At 29.2% G+C, this 21675-nt stretch carries 15 protein-coding genes and 1 tRNA gene; 3 read left to right on the top strand and 13 right to left on the bottom strand.

The features are described from left to right. Positions 1-91: 91 nt before the first annotated feature. The 11 genes from I1A51_RS14070 to I1A51_RS14020 all read right to left on the bottom strand — a co-directional run bounded on the left by I1A51_RS14070 (position 92) and on the right by I1A51_RS14020 (position 14837). Positions 92-1177, bottom strand: a complete 1086-nt coding sequence (locus tag I1A51_RS14070; protein ID WP_196894992.1) for a hypothetical protein — start codon at positions 1175-1177, stop codon at positions 92-94. A 21-nt stretch (positions 1178-1198) separates the two neighbouring features. Continuing rightward, a complete protein-coding gene (locus tag I1A51_RS14065) occupies positions 1199-3775 on the bottom strand; it encodes a TonB-dependent receptor (protein WP_196894990.1) in 2577 nt (858 codons plus the stop codon). A 378-nt stretch (positions 3776-4153) separates the two neighbouring features. Next, on the bottom strand, positions 4154-5725 hold the full coding sequence (gene pgi, locus I1A51_RS14060; protein WP_196894988.1) for a glucose-6-phosphate isomerase: 1572 nt from the start codon (positions 5723-5725) through the stop codon (positions 4154-4156). An 8-nt stretch (positions 5726-5733) separates the two neighbouring features. Then, positions 5734-6993: a M23 family metallopeptidase gene (locus I1A51_RS14055; protein ID WP_196894986.1), complete on the bottom strand. Its 1260-nt coding sequence runs from the start codon at positions 6991-6993 to the stop codon at positions 5734-5736. A gap of 50 nt (positions 6994-7043) precedes the next feature. Further along, positions 7044-7817 carry a DUF3108 domain-containing protein gene (locus I1A51_RS14050; RefSeq protein WP_196894984.1) on the bottom strand — a complete coding sequence of 258 codons (774 nt, stop codon included), beginning with the start codon at positions 7815-7817 and terminating at the stop codon, positions 7044-7046. A gap of 124 nt (positions 7818-7941) precedes the next feature. Further along, entirely contained in the window at positions 7942-8889 is a 948-nt protein-coding gene (locus I1A51_RS14045) for a tryptophan 2,3-dioxygenase family protein (RefSeq protein WP_196894982.1), read from the bottom strand. Positions 8890-8961: 72 nt separating this feature from the next. Further along, positions 8962-10113: a 4-hydroxyphenylpyruvate dioxygenase gene (hppD, locus tag I1A51_RS14040; protein WP_196894980.1), complete on the bottom strand. Its 1152-nt coding sequence runs from the start codon at positions 10111-10113 to the stop codon at positions 8962-8964. A gap of 54 nt (positions 10114-10167) precedes the next feature. After that, the gene (locus tag I1A51_RS14035; protein ID WP_196894978.1) at positions 10168-11325 is read right to left on the bottom strand and encodes a homogentisate 1,2-dioxygenase; all 1158 of its coding nucleotides are present in this window, start codon (positions 11323-11325) and stop codon (positions 10168-10170) included. Positions 11326-11782: 457 nt separating this feature from the next. After that, complete coding sequence (locus tag I1A51_RS14030) at positions 11783-12130, bottom strand: toxin-antitoxin system YwqK family antitoxin (protein ID WP_196894976.1); 348 nt, start codon at positions 12128-12130, stop codon at positions 11783-11785. Positions 12131-12557: 427 nt separating this feature from the next. Beyond that, a complete protein-coding gene (gene serS, locus I1A51_RS14025; RefSeq protein ID WP_196894974.1) occupies positions 12558-13832 on the bottom strand; it encodes a serine--tRNA ligase in 1275 nt (424 codons plus the stop codon). A gap of 78 nt (positions 13833-13910) precedes the next feature. Beyond that, positions 13911-14837 carry a bifunctional riboflavin kinase/FAD synthetase gene (locus tag I1A51_RS14020; protein WP_196894972.1) on the bottom strand — a complete coding sequence of 309 codons (927 nt, stop codon included), beginning with the start codon at positions 14835-14837 and terminating at the stop codon, positions 13911-13913. Positions 14838-15188: 351 nt separating this feature from the next. On the opposite strand from I1A51_RS14020, the gene I1A51_RS14015 reads away from it, so the two are divergent. Together I1A51_RS14015 and I1A51_RS14010 are read left to right on the top strand one after the other, a co-directional pair. After that, complete coding sequence (locus I1A51_RS14015) at positions 15189-17417, top strand: zinc-dependent metalloprotease (protein ID WP_196894970.1); 2229 nt, start codon at positions 15189-15191, stop codon at positions 17415-17417. Positions 17418-17556: 139 nt separating this feature from the next. Beyond that, complete coding sequence (locus I1A51_RS14010) at positions 17557-18018, top strand: hypothetical protein (RefSeq protein WP_196894968.1); 462 nt, start codon at positions 17557-17559, stop codon at positions 18016-18018. A 121-nt stretch (positions 18019-18139) separates the two neighbouring features. Here the strand turns inward: I1A51_RS14010 and I1A51_RS14005 are convergent. Next, positions 18140-18210 (bottom strand) — tRNA-Gln (locus tag I1A51_RS14005). 350 nt (positions 18211-18560) lie between these two features. Here I1A51_RS14005 and I1A51_RS14000 point away from each other — a divergent pair. After that, positions 18561-20378, top strand: coding sequence for a T9SS type A sorting domain-containing protein (locus tag I1A51_RS14000; RefSeq protein WP_196894967.1), 1818 nt, complete (start codon positions 18561-18563; stop codon positions 20376-20378). Positions 20379-20475: 97 nt separating this feature from the next. On the opposite strand, the gene I1A51_RS13995 is transcribed toward I1A51_RS14000, so the two are convergent. After that, positions 20476-21477 carry a PorP/SprF family type IX secretion system membrane protein gene (locus I1A51_RS13995; protein ID WP_196894966.1) on the bottom strand — a complete coding sequence of 334 codons (1002 nt, stop codon included), beginning with the start codon at positions 21475-21477 and terminating at the stop codon, positions 20476-20478. Positions 21478-21675: the final 198 nt, after the last annotated feature.

Below are 21675 nucleotides of genomic sequence, written 5' to 3'. Positions count from 1 at the left end.
TTTAGCATTTATTAATCGAACTATAAAAGAAAAAACCTGCTCTAATTAAAGAACAGGTTTTCTGAAAAATATTTAAAAATAATTGATTTAATTATTCCACGATTAAATAATCTCCACTTGCATCTAAAATAACTCTCATTGTTAATTTACCAGCTTGTCCGTCATAGATTTTGTATTCAACAACATACTCTTGACCTACAGCAGTGCTTGGGAAGTTATTTTTTAAGATTGTGTCAATTTTAGCTAATCTAGCTTCAATAGTTTCTTCGTCTTTTCCAGTACGGATATCGAAGTTATTATAGTTTCCATTACCAACTAAAGCATAATCATCATTAGTTAATGTGTAATAGATTGTTGGATCTGGAATCCATTTTCCTTCGTCATTCTTTACGAATAAGTAGTTATCCTCGATAACTGAAGTAGATTGAATCCATTTATCTCCATTGAAAGTATATTCAACAACAGTATCAACATATTGTCTGTCATCGTTCTCATCTTTGTAAGTATAAACATAAATTGGTACAACAACATCTCCTTCTTCAGCATAAGGATATAAAGATTCTAAGTAGATTCCGATGTTTCTTGTTGCAGTTTCATGGTTATCAAAGTTAGAATAAGTTTGACCTAACTCATTATATTGCTCATTTGTGAAAGTTAAAGCTTTTGTCCACTCGTTTAATAAAACAAAAGTGTCAGTTAAAGTATTTACACTTCCAGTATAAATATCATAAGTTAACTCAATAACAGTTCCTCTTGAAGCAGAAGGATATTTAGATTGTAAAAATCCATAAATCTGATCAACATTACTAAAGTTAGGGTAATTAAATCCTAAATCTTCGTAATCTTCAGCTGTAACTGTATAAGCATCTAAAGTTTCAGTAACATCAAAAGAATTTGATTTGTCAAAAGTAACAACGATTGTAGAACCATTGTTATATTCACTGAAATTGTTATCTAAAATAGCAGGAATTAATTCTAAAGCTTGCTCTCTAGTATCAAAGAACTTTTGATCTGCTACATTATCAACACCTGTCATATCATAATCATCTTCACTTAAAGTGTAAGGATTTAATTGCTCAGGAGCTGCATCTAACTCATCATAAATATCTTCTGTTGGATTACACCCTACGAAAAGTGCAGCAACAGCTAAGAACGCGATTGAAATATATTTTTTCATTTTTAACTAATTCTTTTTTGATTAAAATTTGATTTTTGTTCCTACAGTGAAAGTTCTTCCTGCTCCGTAGTATACACCAGCTGTTTGAGCATTGTGTCCTGATCCGTCTAATGCATCTGATACATACTCTGTTCCGAATACGTTGTTTACATTAGCATTTAAAGTAGCATCTAAAGACTTGATGTTGAATTTCCAACGTAATCCTAAATCAACTAATCCAAAACTTGGTAATTGCCAAGAGTTAACTCCTGATTCAGAAGCTTTATCTCTATCTTCTGGATCAAAGTCAGCATATAATTTATCAAAGTAAGTATAATCAGCAGAAACTTTTACTCCTTTAATGATTTCGTAATTTACTCCTAAAGAAGCAGTAGTTTGTGCAGCATCACCAACTTTTAAGTCTTTAATATAAACGTTAATTGGATCTCCTACAGGATTTTGGTTTCCATCAAATAATTGTACATCTCTAATGTCATTTTTCCAGTACCAGTTTCCAACAGATACCATCCCTTTGAATCCTAATTTTTCAGTTGGGTTATAAGTAAAGTCAAACTCAACTCCTTGGTGAACAGCATTTACTCCTGTTAAGTTAGCAAAAGAATTCTCTCCGTTTGGCTCTGGAATAGATTTTACTAAAGTTCTATCTTTCCACTCTGTGTTGTATAAGTTAACGTTAGCTCTGAATTTCTCTAATTTTAATCCGTATCCAATCTCAAAACTTAAGATTTTTTGGTTTTCAGCTTCTTCGTTAATAATGTTTCTGAAGTTTCTAAATACAGCATCAAAGTTTGGTGCTTTTTCGAAATAACCTCCGTTTACAAAAACGTTGTGGTGCTCATCAATATTATAGTTAGCTCCTCCTTTAATACTAAATCCGATAAAGTTTTGGAAATCTGTTTCTTGTTCTGGATCAGAATCTAAGTAGTTAAAGTAGTCAATTCTCTTATATTGAGTTTGAGAAACTGCACCAGAAACAAAAGCTGATAAATCTTCATCATCATACTCTAATTGACCAAATAATCCTTCCCATAATACAACTCCTTCATTAAAATAAGCAATTTTATCTCCTACTTTAGCTCTGTTATAAGGATTGTTTACATTTGAATCATCAACATAATATTGACCTCCTAATAAATCCTCTACTTCTCTAAAGTGAATTCCTTTATAATATCTGAAATCAACACCTCCAGATACTACCCAGTTGTCATTTAAGTTTGCGTTTAAATTAGATAAAACTCCATACCAGTTGTGGTCATTTCTTGAAGCTCTTCTAATAACGTTAGATCCTAAATCTCCTCTTGAAATATTGTTGTCTACGATTTTATCGAAGTTAATTGGTTGGTATAATCCAAATCTATAGTCTGTTTTAGAGAAATCATAAATATCTGAAGTAATAGCTCTACCTTCGTTATCGTTAGCTAATAATCCAGTTCCACCTCCTGTACCTAAAGATCCGTATGCTACAGTAGATAATAAGATATCATCTGTAATATTCCAGTAGTGGTTTAAAGAAGCTTGTGGCTTGTGGTAGAAGTTTCTTCTTACGTTAAATTCTTTTCCGTTTTTGTAACCGAAATCAGGGTTAAAACGAATTCCTCTATCACTTTCTTTATAATCTTCGATTTTTACTCTCGTAGTTCTTTGATCATGTTCTTGTGGTGCACCAAAAAGTGTGAATGAAATTTTGTGTGCATCATTAATTTTCTTTGAAATGTTTGCGAAGTAAGAATATCCTTCGAAAGCAGTTCCATCAACAAATCCGTTTCCAGTTGTTTTAGAAGCAGAAATTGTAGCAGCTAATCCATTATCCATTAATCCAGTTGATAATGTGAATCCATATTTTTGGTAACCATCATTACCAGTAGAAGCCATTACTTTTCCTCCTCTTTCTACATCTGTAGTTTTTGTTACAATGTTAATTGTTCCTCCAATAGAAGGTACAGCAACTTTAGAAGCTCCTAAACCTCTTTGAACCTGCATAGAACTTGTTACATCAGATAATCCTGCCCAGTTTGACCAGTATACTCTACCGTTTTCCATATCATTTACTGGAATACCGTTGATTAATACTGCAATGTTTTCTGAGTTAAATCCACGTAAGTTAATTCTTGAATCTCCATATCCACCACCTTGTTTAGTAGCGTAAACACCTGGAGTTGTTTTTAAAATTTCAGGATACTCTTGGTTCCCTAATTTTTCTTGAATTTCCGCAGCTTTAATTGTAGAAACAGCCACTGGAGTTTTTCTTCCAATCGCTACAGAAGCTACAATGTTGATTTCATCTAAACCAACTGAACTTGGTTGTAAAACAATTGTTCCTAAATCTTTTGTTTCTCCATTTGAAACGTTGTAAGAAATAGTTTGTGTAGTATATCCCATAAAAGAGATTTCTACAGTTCCGCTACCAGAATCTACATCTAATGTAAAGATTCCATCAAAATCAGTTGATGCTCCTTTAGTAGTTCCTTTCACGATTACATCTGCTCCTGGTAATGGTCCAGTCTCGTCAGCAACTACACCAGTCAATTTTGCTTGAGCAAAAATTGTTGATGTAGTAATCATCAACATAGCAATCAATAAATTTTTAAAATTTTTCATTTTTAAATAATTACGTTTTAACATGCGATGCAAAAGTGAATATTTAAAAAATATCTAATTTTAAGTTAATGTTAAGAATTGCCTATTTTACCTAGATAAACACTTAATAACTAATACTTAAACTAAATGTTAATAAATTCTTAATATCCGACAAATAATATGTGTAAATATTACAATTATTCATTTTTTTAACATTTATTTTAAATTATAACAACAGTAGTTGTATGATAAATATCAATTTTATTGTGTTAACAATGGTTTAAATGCAATTTTCATGGATTTTTTTAACAAATATTTTTTGTAAATTAAAGGAAATCCAAAAAAAAGCCACCAGTTTTCATTCACTGATGGCTTTATTTTTTGTTATATATATAGGTATTATACCAAATTCATAATCATTTTGTTCGAATGTTCTTTTCCAAGTTCTACACCAAACTGATCAAAACTAAAAATATTCCAAATTATTCCTTGTACAAAAACTTTGTGTTCATAAAGTGAAACAAGCTTTCCAACTGCTTCAGGATTTAATTTATCAATACTAATAATTGTCGAAGGTTTATTTCCTTCAAATATTTTATAAGGTAAAACTTTATTTATCTCATCTTGCTTTTCATTATATTTTAAATCTAAATGTACTTTATTTTTAGATTTACCATAACATAAAGCATCCGCTTGACCATACATATTTGCAAGAAATTGTTTATGCATATGTACATCTCCGTTCAATGATTTTTTAAAACCAATGAAATCAATTGGAACTAATTTCGTTCCTTGATGAACTAATTGCATAAATGCATGCTGAGAATTCGTTCCAATATTTCCCCATACAATTGTTCCTGTTTGATAATCTACTTTTTGACCATTTCTATCAATACTTTTCCCATTACTTTCCATAGAAAGTTGTTGTAAGTATGGGACAAAACTATTTAGAAATTGAGAATAAGGAATTACAGCTTCAGAATCTACTTTAAAAAAGTTATTATACCAAATTCCTATTAATCCTAAAAGAACAGGTAAATTTTCTTCAAATGGAGCATCTTTAAAATGTTCATCCATTGCATTTGCTCCTTCAAGTATACTTTTAAAATGGTTAAATCCAAGGCTTAAACTAATACTCAAACCAACAGCACTCCAAAGTGAAAATCTTCCTCCAACCCAATTCCACATTGGAAATATATTTTCTGTGGGAATTCCAAATTCTAAACAAGCTTTATCATTTGTGCTTACAGCAACAAAATTTTGCTTTAAACAATCATGTCCTGTATTCTCTAAAAACCAATTCTTAAAAAATTCTGCATTTAATTTTGTTTCTAATGTAGAAAAAGACTTAGAAACAATAATAAATAATGTGGTTTCTGGATTTATTTCCTTTAAAAATGAAGCTAAATAATCACTATCAATATTAGAAATGAAGTGTGTATTTATATGTGTTTTGTAATTTGATAAAGCTTCTACAATCATTTTTGGTCCTAAATCAGAACCTCCAATTCCAATATTTACAATATCAGTAATTTTCTTACCAGAACATCCTTTCCAATCACCTCTAATTACACTATTTGAGAATTGTTCAATTTTACTTAAAGTATGTTGTACTTTATAAAACCTTTTTCGATTATCCTCACATACAGCTTCTTCTTTTGTTCTTAAAATTGTATGTAAAACTGCACGATTTTCAGTTTCATTAATAACATCTCCTTTAAATAACTTTTCAATTGCATCACTTAAATCTACTTCATTTGCTAATGAAACCAGATTTTCAATTGTTTGTTTATTTATTCTATTTCTTGAAAAATCAACTTCAAAGTCTTCAAATGAAACTGTAAAGTTTTCTTTTCTTTGTTTGTCTTCTATAAATAATTCCTGTAAATGCTTCTTTTTTAAATTTGAATAATGCTTATTTAATGTTTTCCAAGCTTCCGTTTTGGTAGGATTTATTTTTTTTAATGGCATTTTCTATTCTAATTTAATGTAGCAAATTCGATTTCTTCTTGTGGGTAAGTAATAGAATCTAATTTTGCTCTAAAAGGTTTTATGTATTCAAAATAAGGTTGTTTTAAACTATCAACCAATGGTTCAGCTGCTGGAAGTTTTTCTCTTAAAGGATCCACTTGTTTTCCGTTTTTCCAAAAACGATAACAAACATGTGGCCCTGAAGTGTTCCCTGTCATTCCAACATATCCTATAACATCTCCTTGCTTTACAACATCACCAACTTTTACAGCTCTACTTTTCATGTGTAAATATTGTGTTGTGTAAGTAGCATTGTGTTTGACTTTCACATAATTACCATTCCCTCCTCTTCTTGCAGAGGCAACTACAACTCCATTTGCAGTACTCATAATTGGCGTTCCTACTGGAGCCGCAAAATCAGTACCGTAATGAGGTCTTACTTTATTTCCATAGTATGCAATTCTTCTTTTTAAATTATATCTAGACGAAATTCTGCTAAATTTTAAAGGTGCTTTTAAAAAAGCTCTTCTCAAATTTGAAGCATTTTCATCAAAATATTCTTGATATTTTTGTGTAGAATCTGGAACAAAACTAAACGCATAAAACGGTTTTCCTCCATGTTCAAAATATGCTGCTTTGATTTCTCCCATTCCAGCATAAATTGTATCATTTATAAATTTTTCTTCATAAACAATTTTAAATTTATCATTCTTTTTTAATGCAAAGAAATTAATTGTCCAAGCATAAATTTCTGATAATTCATTTGAAACCATATAATTCAATCCTTGTTCTTCAATAGCTTTTGATAAAGAACTTTCAATTCTTCCTGAAGCAACTTTCTCTACAATTTTAATCTTTTTCTTAAAGTCTGATGCTTTAATTGTGTCTTTAAAATGAACAATCTTGTGGTTAATTTTATCTTGATGATAAATAAATACAGATGCTGTTTGTAATGAATCTTTTGATTTTAAAATTGTATATGTTTTTCCAGCTCTTAATTTTCTAACATCAAATACATCTTTGATATTTTCAGCAATTCTATTAATAATAGGATATTCTACTCCATTTTCATCTAGAATTTCACCAAAACTATCTCCATTTCTTACTGTATCTTTAACGATGTGATAATTATCTAGATTATAACCAAATTCAATTATTGGTTGCTTTATTTCCTCTTTCTTAACAGGTAAAACCTCAACTTTCTCTCTTTTCTGATTACATGAAAAAATCGTAAATACCGTAATTAATATTAATGCTATTTTTTTCAACTGAATTAATTTTTTAGGTTTTAAAAAAACACAAGACTACAAAAATACAATTAATTATCAAATATTATGTTAAAAGGATGCGCTAAACCTTTAAACTCTTCCAATTCTGAACGTAAAGACCCAACTGCTAAAGATGCTTTAATTCGTAACGGAATTTTATTTTTATCATCCGAAACCCAAATTGTCACACTTTCTTCTTCTTTAAAAACTCTTCCTGCTTGTACTAAAGGTCTGAATTTAATACATTTTACTTTTCCGAATTTTGTTTTGATAACTTCTCTTCCTAGAAAACGCAATTTGAAGTCAAATGTTTCATAATCGAAAAAAAGTTTCATATGAATTTCGTCTCCATCTTTCATTCCTTTAAAATCTTGATTTCTTAAATAATAAAATGCAGAAATCATATCTTGAACGTTGGTAGCTGAAATAGTTTCTTCTTTATTATGTTTATGATCAATTACCTCAGCTTCTCCTTCTTCTTGATTAAAATAAATATCTCTACTTATTATATGTCCACCTTCATCAACTCTTCGAACAAAATGGTAAGGTAAAAGTGGATCTTTATAGAAATAAGATTGGTACTCATCATTCACTTTGAAAAAAAACTTCACTACTCCAGTTGTCCAACCTTTTCCTACCACATGAAATGCCTCCTTACCTTGATGTGAAGTTTCTTTAATTTCCAGAGTTGCAAAACCTGCATTTACTAAATTGCTATAATGCATTCGAAATTTAAACCATTCTCCAGATTTAAATGCTCCACGATATTGTCCAAATGAACTTGTTGTTATTAAAATTAACAGTAAAAGAAATAGTTTTTTCATATCATTTTGTTAAATATTTTACATTTTATCAACATTACATAAATAATGCCAAATAAAAATAAAAAAAAGCTTAGCAAATCATACTAAGCTTTTATTAATTTATGAAATTTATTAATAAAAAATATTATTTTAAAACCTCATATGATTCTAAATTTGTAATTCCCCAATTTTTATGTTCTTCTTCTGTCCATAAAGTTGGGAAGAAAATTCTTCTTTGGTATTTTGGATGCATATATTTTCTCCAATCACTTCCTCCTGTCGCTTCTACATCTTCCTCTCCACTTAAAAGATATTTTCCTGCTGCGTTATAATGTGCCATTACCCATTTTACATTTACTGTATGATCATAATGACGCATTGCATTTCTTAAGTCAATATTATTTTGTGCTTCTTCAGGTAATTCTTTAAAACGAGTCCAAAGATTTTTCTTTTGATATTCTTCAATATATCTTAAAAATTCCTCTTTATATCTTTTTTCAAATAAATTTAATAAAGTAGATTTTTCTCCAGTTTTAAAATCTTTTCCTGCTGCCTGCCAATAAAGATTTTCAAAAATTTCTTCAAAAGATTTATTTTCAATGTCAAAATTCTTTTTAAATCTTGCATCGATTAAGTTGATAATTTCTGTTGAAGAAAATTCAATTAAACGATATTGTGCACTTTGGAATCCACTTGCTGGAGTTAAAGTATTTCTGAATTTCATGTATTGTGCTACTTCCATTCCATCTCCCATGATTTCGAATGAATTTGCCAAAACATCAAAATATCTTGAAATTCTACTTAAATGCTCTGTAAAAAATTCTGTAGTTAAATCGTCTTTCTCAGCAATCTGATCCATTTCCCAAAGAATCATCTTAAATAAAAGTTCGTTTACTTGATGATACATGATAAATACCATTTCATCAGGAAGATTGGTCCTTTGAATTTGAAGATTTAATAAAGCATCCGTTTGAATATAATCCCAATAAGTAATTGGTGTATTATGCAGCAATCCTTCTAAATGGACATTTGTGTCTTGTCCCATTGCTGCAAATTTTTCGTCAAGTTTAGCTAAAAGTGTTTCTCTATCCATAATTAAATGAAAAAACTCTTTACCCAAAAATTCATTCAGGTAAAGAGTTTATATATTTTATTACTTTTTCAATTATAAAGTTCCTCTTTGTTCTTGCTCACGCTCGATTGACTCGAATAAAGCTTTAAAGTTTCCTTTTCCGAAAGAAGTAGCGCCTTTTCTTTGAATAATTTCGAAGAATAAAGTTGGTCTATCCATCACTGGCTTCGTGAAGATTTGTAATAAATATCCTTCATCATCACGGTCAATTAAGATTCCTAATTCTTTTAATGGCTCTAAATCTTCATCAATTTCTCCTACTCTTTCTAATACATCATCATAATAAGTAGAAGGAACATATAAAAATTCAACTCCTCTATCTCTTAAAGCTGTAACTGTTTCAATAATGTTGTTTGTTGCAACAGCAATGTGTTGAACTCCTGCTCCATTATAGAAATCTAAATATTCTTCAATTTGAGATTTTTTTCTTCCTTCAGCTGGCTCGTTAATTGGGAATTTGATACGTCCATTTCCGTTTGTCATTACTTTTGACATAAGAGCTGTGTACTCTGTAGAAATATCTTTATCATCAAATGATACTAACTGAGCAAATCCCATTACATTTCTGTAGAAATCTCCCCATTTGTTCATTTCATTCCAATCTACGTTTCCTACCATGTGGTCGATATAACGTAATCCACAATCTGTTGGATTATAGTGAGAATCCCATTTTCTGAATCCTGGTAAGAAAGTTCCTTTATAGTTTTTTCTTTCTACGAAAATATGAACTGTATCACCATAAGTATGAATTCCTGAACGAACTACTTCTCCATGCTCATCTGTTTCTACAGTTGGTTCCATGTAAGATTTTGCTCCTCTACTTGTAGTTTCTTCCCAAGATTTTCTTGCATCATCAACCCAAAGAGCAACCACTTTTACAGCATCACCATGCTTGTCTAAATGCTCGTTTAATTCTCCTCCAGATTTTGTTGGTGTACTTAATACTAAACGGATTTTATCTTGAACCAGAACATAAGAAGTTTTTTCTTTATTTCCTGTTTCCAATCCTGAATATGCTAATGATTGAAATCCAAATGCAGTTTTATAAAAATGCGCAGCTTGTTTTGCATTTCCCACAATCATTTCTACATAATCCGTTCCATTTAATGGAAGAAAATCCTCAGCTTCTGGGAAAATTTTCTCTAATCCATAAGAAACATTCTCTATATTTTTTAAGTCTTTCATTTTAGTTTTGTTGTTTTAGTTTTTAGAAAAAATAGTCATTTTACATGCATCGAATTATTCAGACCATGATTTATAATAATCATCAACTTCTAATTTCAATGCTTCTTCAGTAATCATAATTGGATTAAAAGGATCAATCATCACAGCTAATTCTTCTGTTTCCTTTTTACCAATACTTCTTTCAATCGCTCCAGGGTGTGGTCCATGTGGAATTCCTCCTGGATGTAAAGTGATTTGTCCTTTTTCAATATTATTTCTACTCATAAAGTCACCATCAACATAATATAATAATTCTTCCGAATCAATATTACTATGGTGGTAAGGAGCAGGAATTGCTTTTGGATGATAATCATATAATCTTGGCACAAAAGAACACACTACAAATCCAGCAGCTTCCCATTGTTGGTGAACTGGTGGCGGTTGGTGAATTCTTCCTGTTAATGGCTCAAAATCGTGAATTGAGAATCCAAATGGATAATTAAATCCATCCCATCCTACAACATCAAATGGGTGGTTTCCATAAGTATACTCCCACATTACACCTTGTTTTTTGATTTTCACTTTAAATTCCCCCTTTTCATCATGTGTTTCTAGATTTTCAGGAAGTTTAAAGTCTCTTTCACAAAATGGTGAATGTTCTAATAATTGTCCAAAGTTATTACGGTAACGCTTAGGAGTTACGATTGGACTAAATGATTCTATATAAAGTAATCTATTATCTTCAGTATCAAAATCGATTTGATAAATTGTTCCTCTTGGAATCACAAGATAATCACCGTATTCAAAACGGATACTTCCATAAGAAGTTTTTAAAGTTCCAGAACCAATGTGAACAAATAACATTTCGTCAGCATCAGCATTTTTATAGAAATAATCTTTAGAAAACTCTTTTGGAGCAGCTAAACCAATGTGTAAATCATTATTTACAAATAAAGTTTTTCTACTTTCTAAATAATCTTGTTCTTGTGGTAAAGAAAATCCTTTGAAGCTTAAAGCTTTCATGTTTTTTTCAATTCCAACTTTTGGAGAAACATCTCCTAACTTTTTAATTTCAGTTACTACTGTAGGAGGATAAATATGGTACAATAATGAAGAATTCCCTGCGAATCCAGCTGTACCAAAAAGTTCTTCTTGGTATAAACCTCCATCTGGCTTTTCAAAAGTGATGTGCCTCTTTGAAGGAATGCTACCTAATTTGTGGTATCTTGGCATTTTATAAAACTTTTTATTGGTATAATTTTAAAGTCAATTTCGAAATTATCCTAAATTTTAACCCTAAATATTGGTTAAAAATATCTTTCTTCTAAGAACAATTAAAGTTAGAGTAATTTTCTAGAAGTTGATAATTTATAATCTTAATAATTTACATAAAAGTAGATTGCTTATTCAGGATTTCTCTTGATTAAGAATTTTAGTAAAATTAATAAGTTTGCCCAAGCTTCTTTCATAGGAAACAAATATACACAATAATTTTTCTTATGAAATAACAAGTGATATTATGTCCTTTTTTTTACACAATTCCTGCTATTTTTTTTCTTTTTTTATAACATATATCATATTTAATCATAAAATTCGAAGAGTTTTAACAAGAATTCATTAAAAATAAAAAAGCCACTTATTAAATAAGTGGCTCTGTTGTATTCAAACTAATGATATATATCGTTATCAATTATTTATAGGCAACTTTTGAAGCTTCTTTCCATTTACTAACGCTAGCAACTTGATTATTATCATAATTTACTTCTTTCAATACATCATCTTGCCAGAAAAGCCATTTTCCAACTTTCTTTCCATTATAATAATTACCTAACGTTACTTTTTCTCCATTCGAATTATATTTAACCCAAGTTCCGTGAAGTCTCTTGTCTTTAAAAAATCCTTGCTCTCTCACTTCTCCATTATCATGATAATAAGTAACTTTTACTAAATCCTCATTCTTCTCATAAGTAGGTTCTTTTGTTTGAGCAGATAATCCTAATCCTATTAAAACCGATATTGTAAATAATACTTTTTTCATGACCTATAATTTTTATGGTTAACGATATATACACAAAGATAACTCTTTTTTTACATTAACCAAATATTATGTAAACAATTTCTTAACATTAAATTTACATTAAACACAAATCATCATAACAAAATACTACATTTATTACCTTAAAAATAATTAAATATAATAATTAGCAAATTTTAAATTACAGTTAAAAACTATATTTAATATAATTAATTACAATATTATATTATTAAATAAAATAAGTAAACCTTAAAAAAGTCAGCAACAATAAGGAAGTTTAAATTCTTCTGGTAAAAATTACATATAAACTTAAGTGAAGAGAATTATTTTAGCAATAGTAAAAAGAAGTATGTTAAAATATTACTAAAACAATAAACCTAAACAATATTAATTCGAAAACATTGTTTAGGTTTACATGATTTGTTTATTATTAGTTGATTATGTCAAACCCTGTGTAAGGAATTAATACCTCAGGTACTTTAATTCCTTCCGGAGTTTGGTAATTTTCTAATATTCCAGCTAAAACTCTAGGTAAAGCTAAAGAACTTCCATTTAAAGTATGTGCTAATTGTTTCTTACCATCTTTCCCCTTAAATCTTAATTTTAAACGATTTGCTTGAAAAGATTCGAAGTTTGAAACAGAGCTAATTTCTAACCATCTGTTTTGTGCTGTAGAAAACACTTCAAAATCATAAGTTAATGCAGAAGTAAATCCAGTATCACCTCCACAAAGTTTTAAGATTCTATATGGTAATTTTAATTCTTGTAAAATTTCTTTTACATGTTCTACCATTCCATCTAAAGCTTTGTATGAATTATCTGGATGCTCAACTCTTACAATTTCTACTTTATCAAATTGGTGTAATCTATTTAATCCTCTAACATGAGCTCCATAAGATCCAGCTTCTACACGGAAACATGGTGTGTAACCTGTATATGTAATTGGAAAATCTTTTTCCTTTAATAAAACATCTCTGAAAATATTTGTTACAGGAACTTCAGCAGTTGGAATTAAATATAAATCCTGTGCAGGAATATGGTACATTTGTCCTTCTTTATCTGGTAATTGTCCTGTTCCATATCCAGAAGCTTCATTCACAACATGAGGAACTTGCACTTCTTTATATCCAGCAGCAGTATTTTTATCTAAGAAATAATTAATTAAAGCTCTTTGTAATCTAGCTCCTTTTCCTTTATATACAGGAAATCCAGCTCCTGCGATTTTATTTCCTAATTCGAAATCAATAATATCATATTTACTTGCCAATTCCCAATGAGGTAAAGCTCCTTCAAAAAGTTCTGGAACCTTTCCGTGTTCAAAAACAGTTTCGTTATCCTCTTCATTTTTTCCAGCAGGAACTATTTCATTTGGAATATTTGGAATTTGATATAATAAATCTAATAAAGCTTCCGATTCTTTTTGAAAAGCTTCTTTAAGCGTAGCAGTTTTTTCTTTTAATTCTGCTGTTTTAGCTTTCATTTCTTCCGCTTTCTCACGCTCACCAGATTTGAATAAAATACCGATTTCTTTAGAAATTTTATTGGATTCAGCCAATGTATTATCTAAGTCTAATTGAATACTTCTTTTATTCTCGTCTGTACTCAATACTTTATTGATAATTTCTTCAGCGTTCTGAAAGTTACGCTTTGCTAAACCGTTTAATACAGTTTCTTTGTTTTCTCTGATAAACGTTACTTGTAACATAGTTTTTATTTTAGTAAAAAAGCAAATTTAAGAATAACTATGATAAATCAAGTATTTCATAAGTTATTTTAAATCGTTTTAAGAAAATAAAAATCGTTTAGAGTTTGTTTTATCTTTTTCCAATTGTAGTTTCAATTGATCAATCGTATCAAATTTCTTTTCTTCTCGGATATAATGAAGCAATTCAATCTTTAAATTCTCACCATAAATATTATCTGAAAAATCGAAAAGATGTACTTCAATTGTTCGATGATTTCCAAAAACTGTAGGACGTTTCCCGATATTCATCATTCCATAATACAATTGATCTTTATAAAAAGTCTGAACTACATAAACACCATTTTTTGGAACTAATTTATAGTTTTCAGAAATTTCAATATTTGCAGTCGGATACCCAATTGTACTTCCAATTTGTTCTCCTTTTACAACTTTTCCATGCAACATAAAAGAATATCCTAAATAATCATTTGCTCTTTTAATATCACCTTCTTCTAGAGCTTTTCGGATTTTTGTAGAACTTACCGAAATATGATCAATATCTTGCGCAGGAATTTCTTCAATTTCAAATCCATATAATTCACTATATTCTCGCAATTGTTCAAAACTTCCTTCTCTATTTTTTCCAAAATGATGGTCGTAACCGATAATCAATTTTGAAACATGAAGTTTGTTTACTAAAATATTACGAACGAAATCTAACGCAGTTAATCTAGAAAATTCTTTATCAAAAGGATGAATAATTAAATGATCCAACCCTAAACCTTCCAAAAGTGTAGCTTTTTCTTCAATAGTATTTATTAATTTAATATCCATATCTTTTTGAAGAACCATTCTAGGATGAGGAAAGAAAGTTAACAACAAAGATTCTTTATTACTTTTTTGTGCATTTTGAACCAATTGTTCAATTATTTTCTTGTGTCCAACATGAACTCCATCAAATGTTCCAATGGTTACAACTGTATCTTTATTAGAAGAAAAATCGTCTAAATTTTTATGAATAAACAACGTGAGATTTTTTAAAAATTCTATTTTACAAATATATTAAGATTCTCAGAGTTCTAGAATTATTTTTCAATTTAGAACATCAAATCGCAGAAAGTTAGTCGTAATCACAGGTAATTACATAATAATTTTAACGAATTTAACATTTAAATAATAAGTATTTATCAATATATTTTAGCAATTATTTAAATTTTTGTTATTTTTTTACCTTTTCCACAACTTATAATTAAAACAATACTGTTTTTTTGTTCATTCATTAAAAAATAACTTTCCTTAAATAAAATACATAAAATATTTGTTATAAAATAATATTTTTGATAACTATTTATTTAATTTTTTTAAAACAAATTATATATGAAAGTAATATACTCTAATTTTATCTTACTTTTCTTTTGTTTTTTCTCTTATTTCATTAATGCACAAAGCGTATGGGAAAGATCAGAACGAACAAAAGAGACTGATATTCAACTTTACACTAAAGTAAAACCTCATGAATATCAAGTTTACCAATTAGATACAGAAAAAATCTCTTCTCTTTTAGCATATACACCTGATAGATTTGCAGAAGGAAATGGAGTTATTTTAGAATTCCCTAATTCAAGAGGAGAAATCAATAAGTATGAAGTAAAAGAAGCTTCAAACTTTCAACCAGGATTACAACAAAAATACCCACAAATCAGAGCTTTCATTGGTTTAAACATCAATGATTCTCAAGATTATATCAGATTTAGTTTATCTCCTGAAAAAGGTTTAAGTAGTATGTCTTTTACTACAGATCAACCAACAACATATATCGAATCTATCGATCTTGAAGAAGGATTATATGCTGTTTATGATAGAAAATCAGGTTACACAGTAGATCATGCTTTTGAGTGTTTAACAGATGATAAAGCAACTTCGAGTGTTTCTAACTCTGATGATGCTAGTCGTTATGCTTTTGATAGCAAATTAAGAACTTATAGAGTTGCTCTTGCTGTAACTGGAGAATATACTTCTCAACATGGAGGAACTGTTGAAGGAGCTTTAGCTGCAATGAATGCAACAATGACACGTGTAAATGGTATCTTTGAAAAAGATTTCGCTGTACACATTAACATTATTGATGACAACGACGAAATTATTTATTTAGATGGAACAACTGATCCATTTACTTGGGATCCATCTAATAGTGATCCTTTCTTTTACAATAATCAATTACAAAACGTAGTTAACAATACTTATGAGAATAGTGAATATGATTTCGGTCATTTATTTTCTCATGGAAATCCTCAAGGAAACGCTGGGTGTATTGGATGTATTTGTACAGTTGGACAAAGTGCTAGAGCTTGGACAAGACATAATGTTTTAGAAGGTGATGCTTTTGATGTAAACTATGTTTCTCACGAAATGGGACACCAATTTGGAGCAAACCATATTCATATTACAAACGGAAATGAAGGAACTGTAACACAAGTTGAGCCAGGAAGTGGATCTACAATTATGAGTTATGCTGGAATTTCTGGTGATTTAGATGTTCAAGATTCTGGTGATGAATATTTCAACCAAATCAATATGCAACAAGTTTCAGCTCACGTTAGACCTGGAACAGATGCTCAAGGTGATGATGCTTCTACTTGTGCAACAGTAACTGATTTTGATAATTTACCTCCAACTGCTGATGCTGGAGCAGATTATACAATTCCTCATGGAACTGCTTTCGTTTTAGAAGGAACTTCAACAGATCCTGATGGAGATGATTTAACTTTCTGTTGGGAACAAGCAGATGATTATAAAAACTTTGATGTTTTAAAGCCAATTGCAACAGAAGTTGACAATCCATTATTTAGATCTTATCCTCCTTCATCTTCAAACAAAAGATATTTCCCTAACTTAAAATCTTTATTTGAAAGTGAAACAAACTCTATCGGATGGGAATGGGAACAAGTTCCTGTTGTTGCTAGAACAATGAATTTTGCATTCACTGTTAGAGATAATAAAGTTGGTTTCGGACAATCTAGAACTGATAAAATGGTTGTAACTGTTTCTACTGCTGGGGGGCCATTTGAAGTTAATACACCAGCTTTTGATAACTTAACTTGGTCAGGTGGTGATCAAAGAACAATTAAATGGGAAGTAGCAAATACTAATCAAGCACCATTTAATGCTGCAAACGTTGATATTTTCTTAGTTACTGATTTAGGTGAAACTATTATTACATTAGCTGAAGATGTACCAAATGATGGTCAAGAATCGGTTACTATTCCTGAAGGAGCTGGAAATTTTGAAAATGTAAGAATCATGGTTAAGGCTTCTGATAATATTTTCTTTGCTTTAAGTAAAAAGACTTTAACTTTAGGAAATGAAGATAATATTGTATTAAACAGTATTAAACTTTATCCTAATCCTACTAGTGGAAAATTATTCTTAGATTCTCCAGAAAAAGGAAAAATCACTATTTCTAATATCTTAGGAGCAAGATTATTTACACAAGAATTTAAAGCGACAACAAATACTATTGATGTTAGTAATTTAAAAACAGGAATCTATTTAGTTTCTATTGAAGCTAATGGAGGAGTTAGAACTGAAAAAATTATTATCGAATAGTTTATTTTAAATATAAATTTATGAAATAGCCTTAAGTATAAATTGCTTGAGGCTATTTTTTTGAAGCAGAATAAATTAGTTAATAAAAAGTTAATTTTTTGGCATTATTTTTGATAATATTTTCTAAAATTTTTCAAAAATGAAAATAGCTAAATTTGTATCGTTAATTGTCTTTATATTATTTTCAATTAACAGTTTTTCACAAGTAAAATCAACTTACTTAGAAACTATTGCAGATTCTAAGATTCTTGTTGTTGATGGAAATTCTACTTACGAAATTACCTCAAAAGAATTTCTTAATAGCTGTCTTTCCAAAATCAATATTAATATTATGAATTCCACGGAAGCCAAAGAAAAGTATGGTAAATATGGAGATTCTAGTATGATTGAAGTTATTTTAAATCCAGAACCTATAAATAATACAGAAGAATTAATTTTCTTTAAAATCAATAATAAATTAAAATTAGTTGATAAAAAAGAAATTGAAAAATTAAACTTTAATTCGATTTCTTCACTTGAAATTTATAGAGGAAAAAATGCTATTGAAAAGTTTGGTTTAGAAGCTAATCACGGAGTAAAAGTATATACATTCCAATCTTAAAATATAATTCAGATCAAAATTTAATATTATTTAAAGTTCTCATTTCTTCAAATGATAAGCTTTAAATAATTTTTTATATATCAAAAACAAAAAATCCTCTAAGAAATCTTAGAGGATTTTGTTGTCCCACAAGGACTCGAACCTTGACTGACGGTACCAAAAACCGGAGTGCTACCATTACACCATGGGACAGTGCTTTTTTATTAGCTTTGTAATAGTGTTTGTTTCATTATTACGGTTGCAAATATACAAGCTTTTTTCATACCTGCAAGATTTTTTTAAAAAAAATAATAATCTTTTTTTATCTAAAATTATAACACTTTTAATTACAATATTTTATACTGTAAAAAAAATAAATATTTTTTAGTTTTATTTTCAAATAAAGTCAATTTAGAAGTAAAATACTTCATTTTGGTTACATAATTGCATCTATTTTTTTCTCAAATTTGAATGTTTTTTAAGAAATATTGGCAAAATTTATTTTTTTTAGTCGTAAATTAAATCTTAAAACTAATTTAAAACATCAAAAACTACTTAATCAAATGAAAAAAATTTTACTTTTTGCACTTTTTTTATGCTGCAACATTTTTTCTTTTGCCCAAAACAACAAAGAAATTTATGGAAAGGTTCAAAACATTATTGATTCCTCTCCTATTTCTGATGTAAAAATCAGCATTTTTGAACGAGAAGTTACCTATGCTGAAGATGGCCTTCCAATTCTCCATAAAAAAGATTATAAAAAACCTATTTTAAAGCTTATTTCTAGAAATGATGGAACATTCAAAGGAAAAGTTAGTTTCAATTCTGAAAAGGCTTATTATTATGTTTTAATTGAGAAAAATAATTACATCAAACTTCATAAAGATATTTTAATTATAGATATAGAATCTGATTTTAAAGAACTTCTTTTTAAATTACAATCAAAATCATTGAATACAAAAGAAGAATTCATTGTTGAACAAATATTAGAAAGAGAATTTGATCAAAAAAATATTGAAAAAGCGCAGGATCCTATAGAAGCTCCTTTTTATGAAGAATCTGAAAATCAGGAAAAAATTCTAAATGATAACTGTACTTACAATAACGTTCCTACAAATGTTTATGTAAAATATTTACATAATGGTTACAACGGCTCTAATTCAAATTCTGGTTTTACAGGATATATTGATTTTGACGAATATATTGCAGGAGTTGTAAAAGCTGAAATTGCTGGAATTACCACAAATTTAAATGTAAAAAAAGCCCAAGCAGTTGCGGCTAGAACTTATTCTATGAATAAACATTTAAGTAATAATCCTGTTAATATTGGCCAAGCATATAAAGATACATATGATTCAGGAACATTGCTTTCCAGTACTGAAACAACAAAGGAAATAATTTTATATAACAATCAAGTTATAAATGCAATTTATGCTGCAAGATGTAATGGAGATTTTACACAAAATGCACATGAAGGAGTTTGGAGTCCTTATTCTAGTTGTAATACTTCTGGAAATTATGTTCCATACTTGATTTCTAAACCTTGTTCTGGTCATAATAATTGCTCAAATTATAATGAATCCCCATGTTGTAGTACGCAAATTTCAAGTACTGGTAATTCAGGGTATATTTATGGTCATGGAGTAGGTTTATGTCAACGAGGAGTTGAACAATGGGGGGAAATTCATAACAAGAATTACTGTGAAATTATTAAAAAATACTATCATAATGTTTGTATTGCAAATACAGATTGTTCATCAAATTCTAGCTTGTTAAATTGTAATTCTGCAATTCCTTTACAATGTGGTGTTTCTTATCATGGTTCAAGTGCTTCAGGTGTTCCTTCTTATGTTTCTTCTTATGGATGTAATAATTGGACTGAAACAGGACCTGAAAGAGTTCATAAATTTACAGCTCCTTCAAGTGGAACTTTAAGTGTTAGTATTTCCAATTTTTCTGGTGATTTAGACGTATATATTTTAGATAGTTGTGACCCTCAAGATTGCGTTGGTCAAGTATATTCTTCGCATGCTGTTTTAATCAATGCCGTAGCAGGAAAAACTTATTATATGGTTGTAGATTCTGACGATGGAAGTACAAGTTCTTATGATATAATTGTTAATTGTAATTCTTTATCTGTTTCTAAACATGATCAAAAAACTTTTTCAATTTATCCTAATCCAACAAAAGATATTTTAAATATTGAAGCTTCTTTTGAAGTGGAAAAAATAATTGTTTTTAATACACTTGGAAAAAAACAACCGATTGATATTATCAATTCAAATCAAATAAGCACAGCTTCACTTCCTAAAGGAATTTATATTTTACAAATTATTGATCGTTATGGTAATTCTTCAAATCATAACTTTATCAAAAAATAAAAAAGGATGCCTTTTAGGGCATCCTTCTACTTTTTTATAGCATTCACTTTTTCTTAAAAAATTTTAAGACATATAAAATGAATTACATAGTAATGTTTTAGAACATCGCATTAATATTTGGACATCCTGTTGCTCTTGGCTCTCTACAACCAAAGTTATATCCTAAAGTAATTTGGTGATATCCTCCATTATCAAATACAACATCATTATATTGATATGTATAAGTATAAGAGAATAAGAATTTTCTATAGTTTACACCAAAAATACCTGTAATATATTGTAAATCTTCTGGGTTATTTCCTTCAAAAGCTCTTCTATAAGAACCTGCTAACCAAATTTGAGATTCGTCGAATTTTTTATAAACTTTCATATTGAAATCCATAAATTTCTCTTTCGTTGATTCTACGTATTGTCCCATAATAGAAGGTTCAAATTGGAATGGATAATCCTCTCCAAAGTAATAACCTAAAGTAAATAAATATCTTCTTAAATTTAATGATTCATAATCATCGTTATATAGATTTCTAGCAGCTAATAACAAGTTTTTAGCTGTTAAATAACTAAATAATCCATCTTTATGATAAGCAATTCCAACATCTGAATTGAAATAATTTCTACTACTAACAACATATGAAATAGCAGGATCTATTTCAGGATTTCCTGCTGGATCAAAATATGAAAAGTGGAAATTAGACTCATCTACACTATTTTGAACAGCCATTAATGACAATCCAAATGATAATTGGTGTGCTTCATCTGCTCTTCCTAAATCAATATGATATGCATAGGTACCTAAAATTCCTTGTTGTGAATGATACCCGTTTTTATCGTTGAAAAGAACTGCTCCAATTCCTCCTTTTTCACCAATTCTAGTTTGAAAACTTAGAGTTTGTAAAGCTGGAGCATCAGACTCACCTAACCATTGTGCTCTTGCAGTAAATCTTATTTTACCACAATTTCCTATCCCAGCAGCTGCTGGATGAACTAAATAAACATTATCTGATAAATAATCAGAATACACAGGTAATGTTTCTTGTGCACTCATCGTCAAAGTACTTAGTAAAAACGATAAGGCTATTGCTATCTTACTAATTTTCATTATAATTCTATATGTCAAAATTAAACAGTTTTTTATCTCCTAATCAAACTAAAATGTCCTTTCTTCGTATAACGCCTAGTTGTTGGCAGACCTTCTTGTGTTTGTCCAACTTGCTTAACGATATCTAAAGTAAACCAATAATCAGTTGATGGTAGCGGATTTCCATGAACTGAAAGTCCATTCCATCCTTGTAATGGA

Source organism: Aureivirga marina (assembly GCF_015767265.1).
Taxonomy (GTDB): domain Bacteria; phylum Bacteroidota; class Bacteroidia; order Flavobacteriales; family Flavobacteriaceae; genus Aureivirga; species Aureivirga marina.
The sequence above is the reverse complement of the archived record's forward strand: the minus strand, read 5'-3'. Positions and strand labels throughout refer to the sequence as shown.

Coding starts and splice junctions, on each gene's coding strand:
- I1A51_RS14070 (WP_196894992.1), bottom strand. CDS start 1,177: ATGAAAAAATATATTTCAATCGCGTTCTTAGCTGTTGCTGCACTTTTC.
- I1A51_RS14010 (WP_196894968.1), top strand. CDS start 17,557: ATGAAAATAGCTAAATTTGTATCGTTAATTGTCTTTATATTATTTTCA.
- serS (WP_196894974.1), bottom strand. CDS start 13,832: ATGTTACAAGTAACGTTTATCAGAGAAAACAAAGAAACTGTATTAAAC.
- I1A51_RS14035 (WP_196894978.1), bottom strand. CDS start 11,325: ATGCCAAGATACCACAAATTAGGTAGCATTCCTTCAAAGAGGCACATC.
- I1A51_RS14045 (WP_196894982.1), bottom strand. CDS start 8,889: ATGGATAGAGAAACACTTTTAGCTAAACTTGACGAAAAATTTGCAGCA.
- I1A51_RS14030 (WP_196894976.1), bottom strand. CDS start 12,130: ATGAAAAAAGTATTATTTACAATATCGGTTTTAATAGGATTAGGATTA.
- I1A51_RS14050 (WP_196894984.1), bottom strand. CDS start 7,817: ATGAAAAAACTATTTCTTTTACTGTTAATTTTAATAACAACAAGTTCA.
- I1A51_RS13995 (WP_196894966.1), bottom strand. CDS start 21,477: ATGAAAATTAGTAAGATAGCAATAGCCTTATCGTTTTTACTAAGTACT.
- hppD (WP_196894980.1), bottom strand. CDS start 10,113: ATGAAAGACTTAAAAAATATAGAGAATGTTTCTTATGGATTAGAGAAA.
- I1A51_RS14065 (WP_196894990.1), bottom strand. CDS start 3,775: ATGAAAAATTTTAAAAATTTATTGATTGCTATGTTGATGATTACTACA.
- I1A51_RS14015 (WP_196894970.1), top strand. CDS start 15,189: ATGAAAGTAATATACTCTAATTTTATCTTACTTTTCTTTTGTTTTTTC.
- I1A51_RS14000 (WP_196894967.1), top strand. CDS start 18,561: ATGAAAAAAATTTTACTTTTTGCACTTTTTTTATGCTGCAACATTTTT.
- pgi (WP_196894988.1), bottom strand. CDS start 5,725: ATGCCATTAAAAAAAATAAATCCTACCAAAACGGAAGCTTGGAAAACA.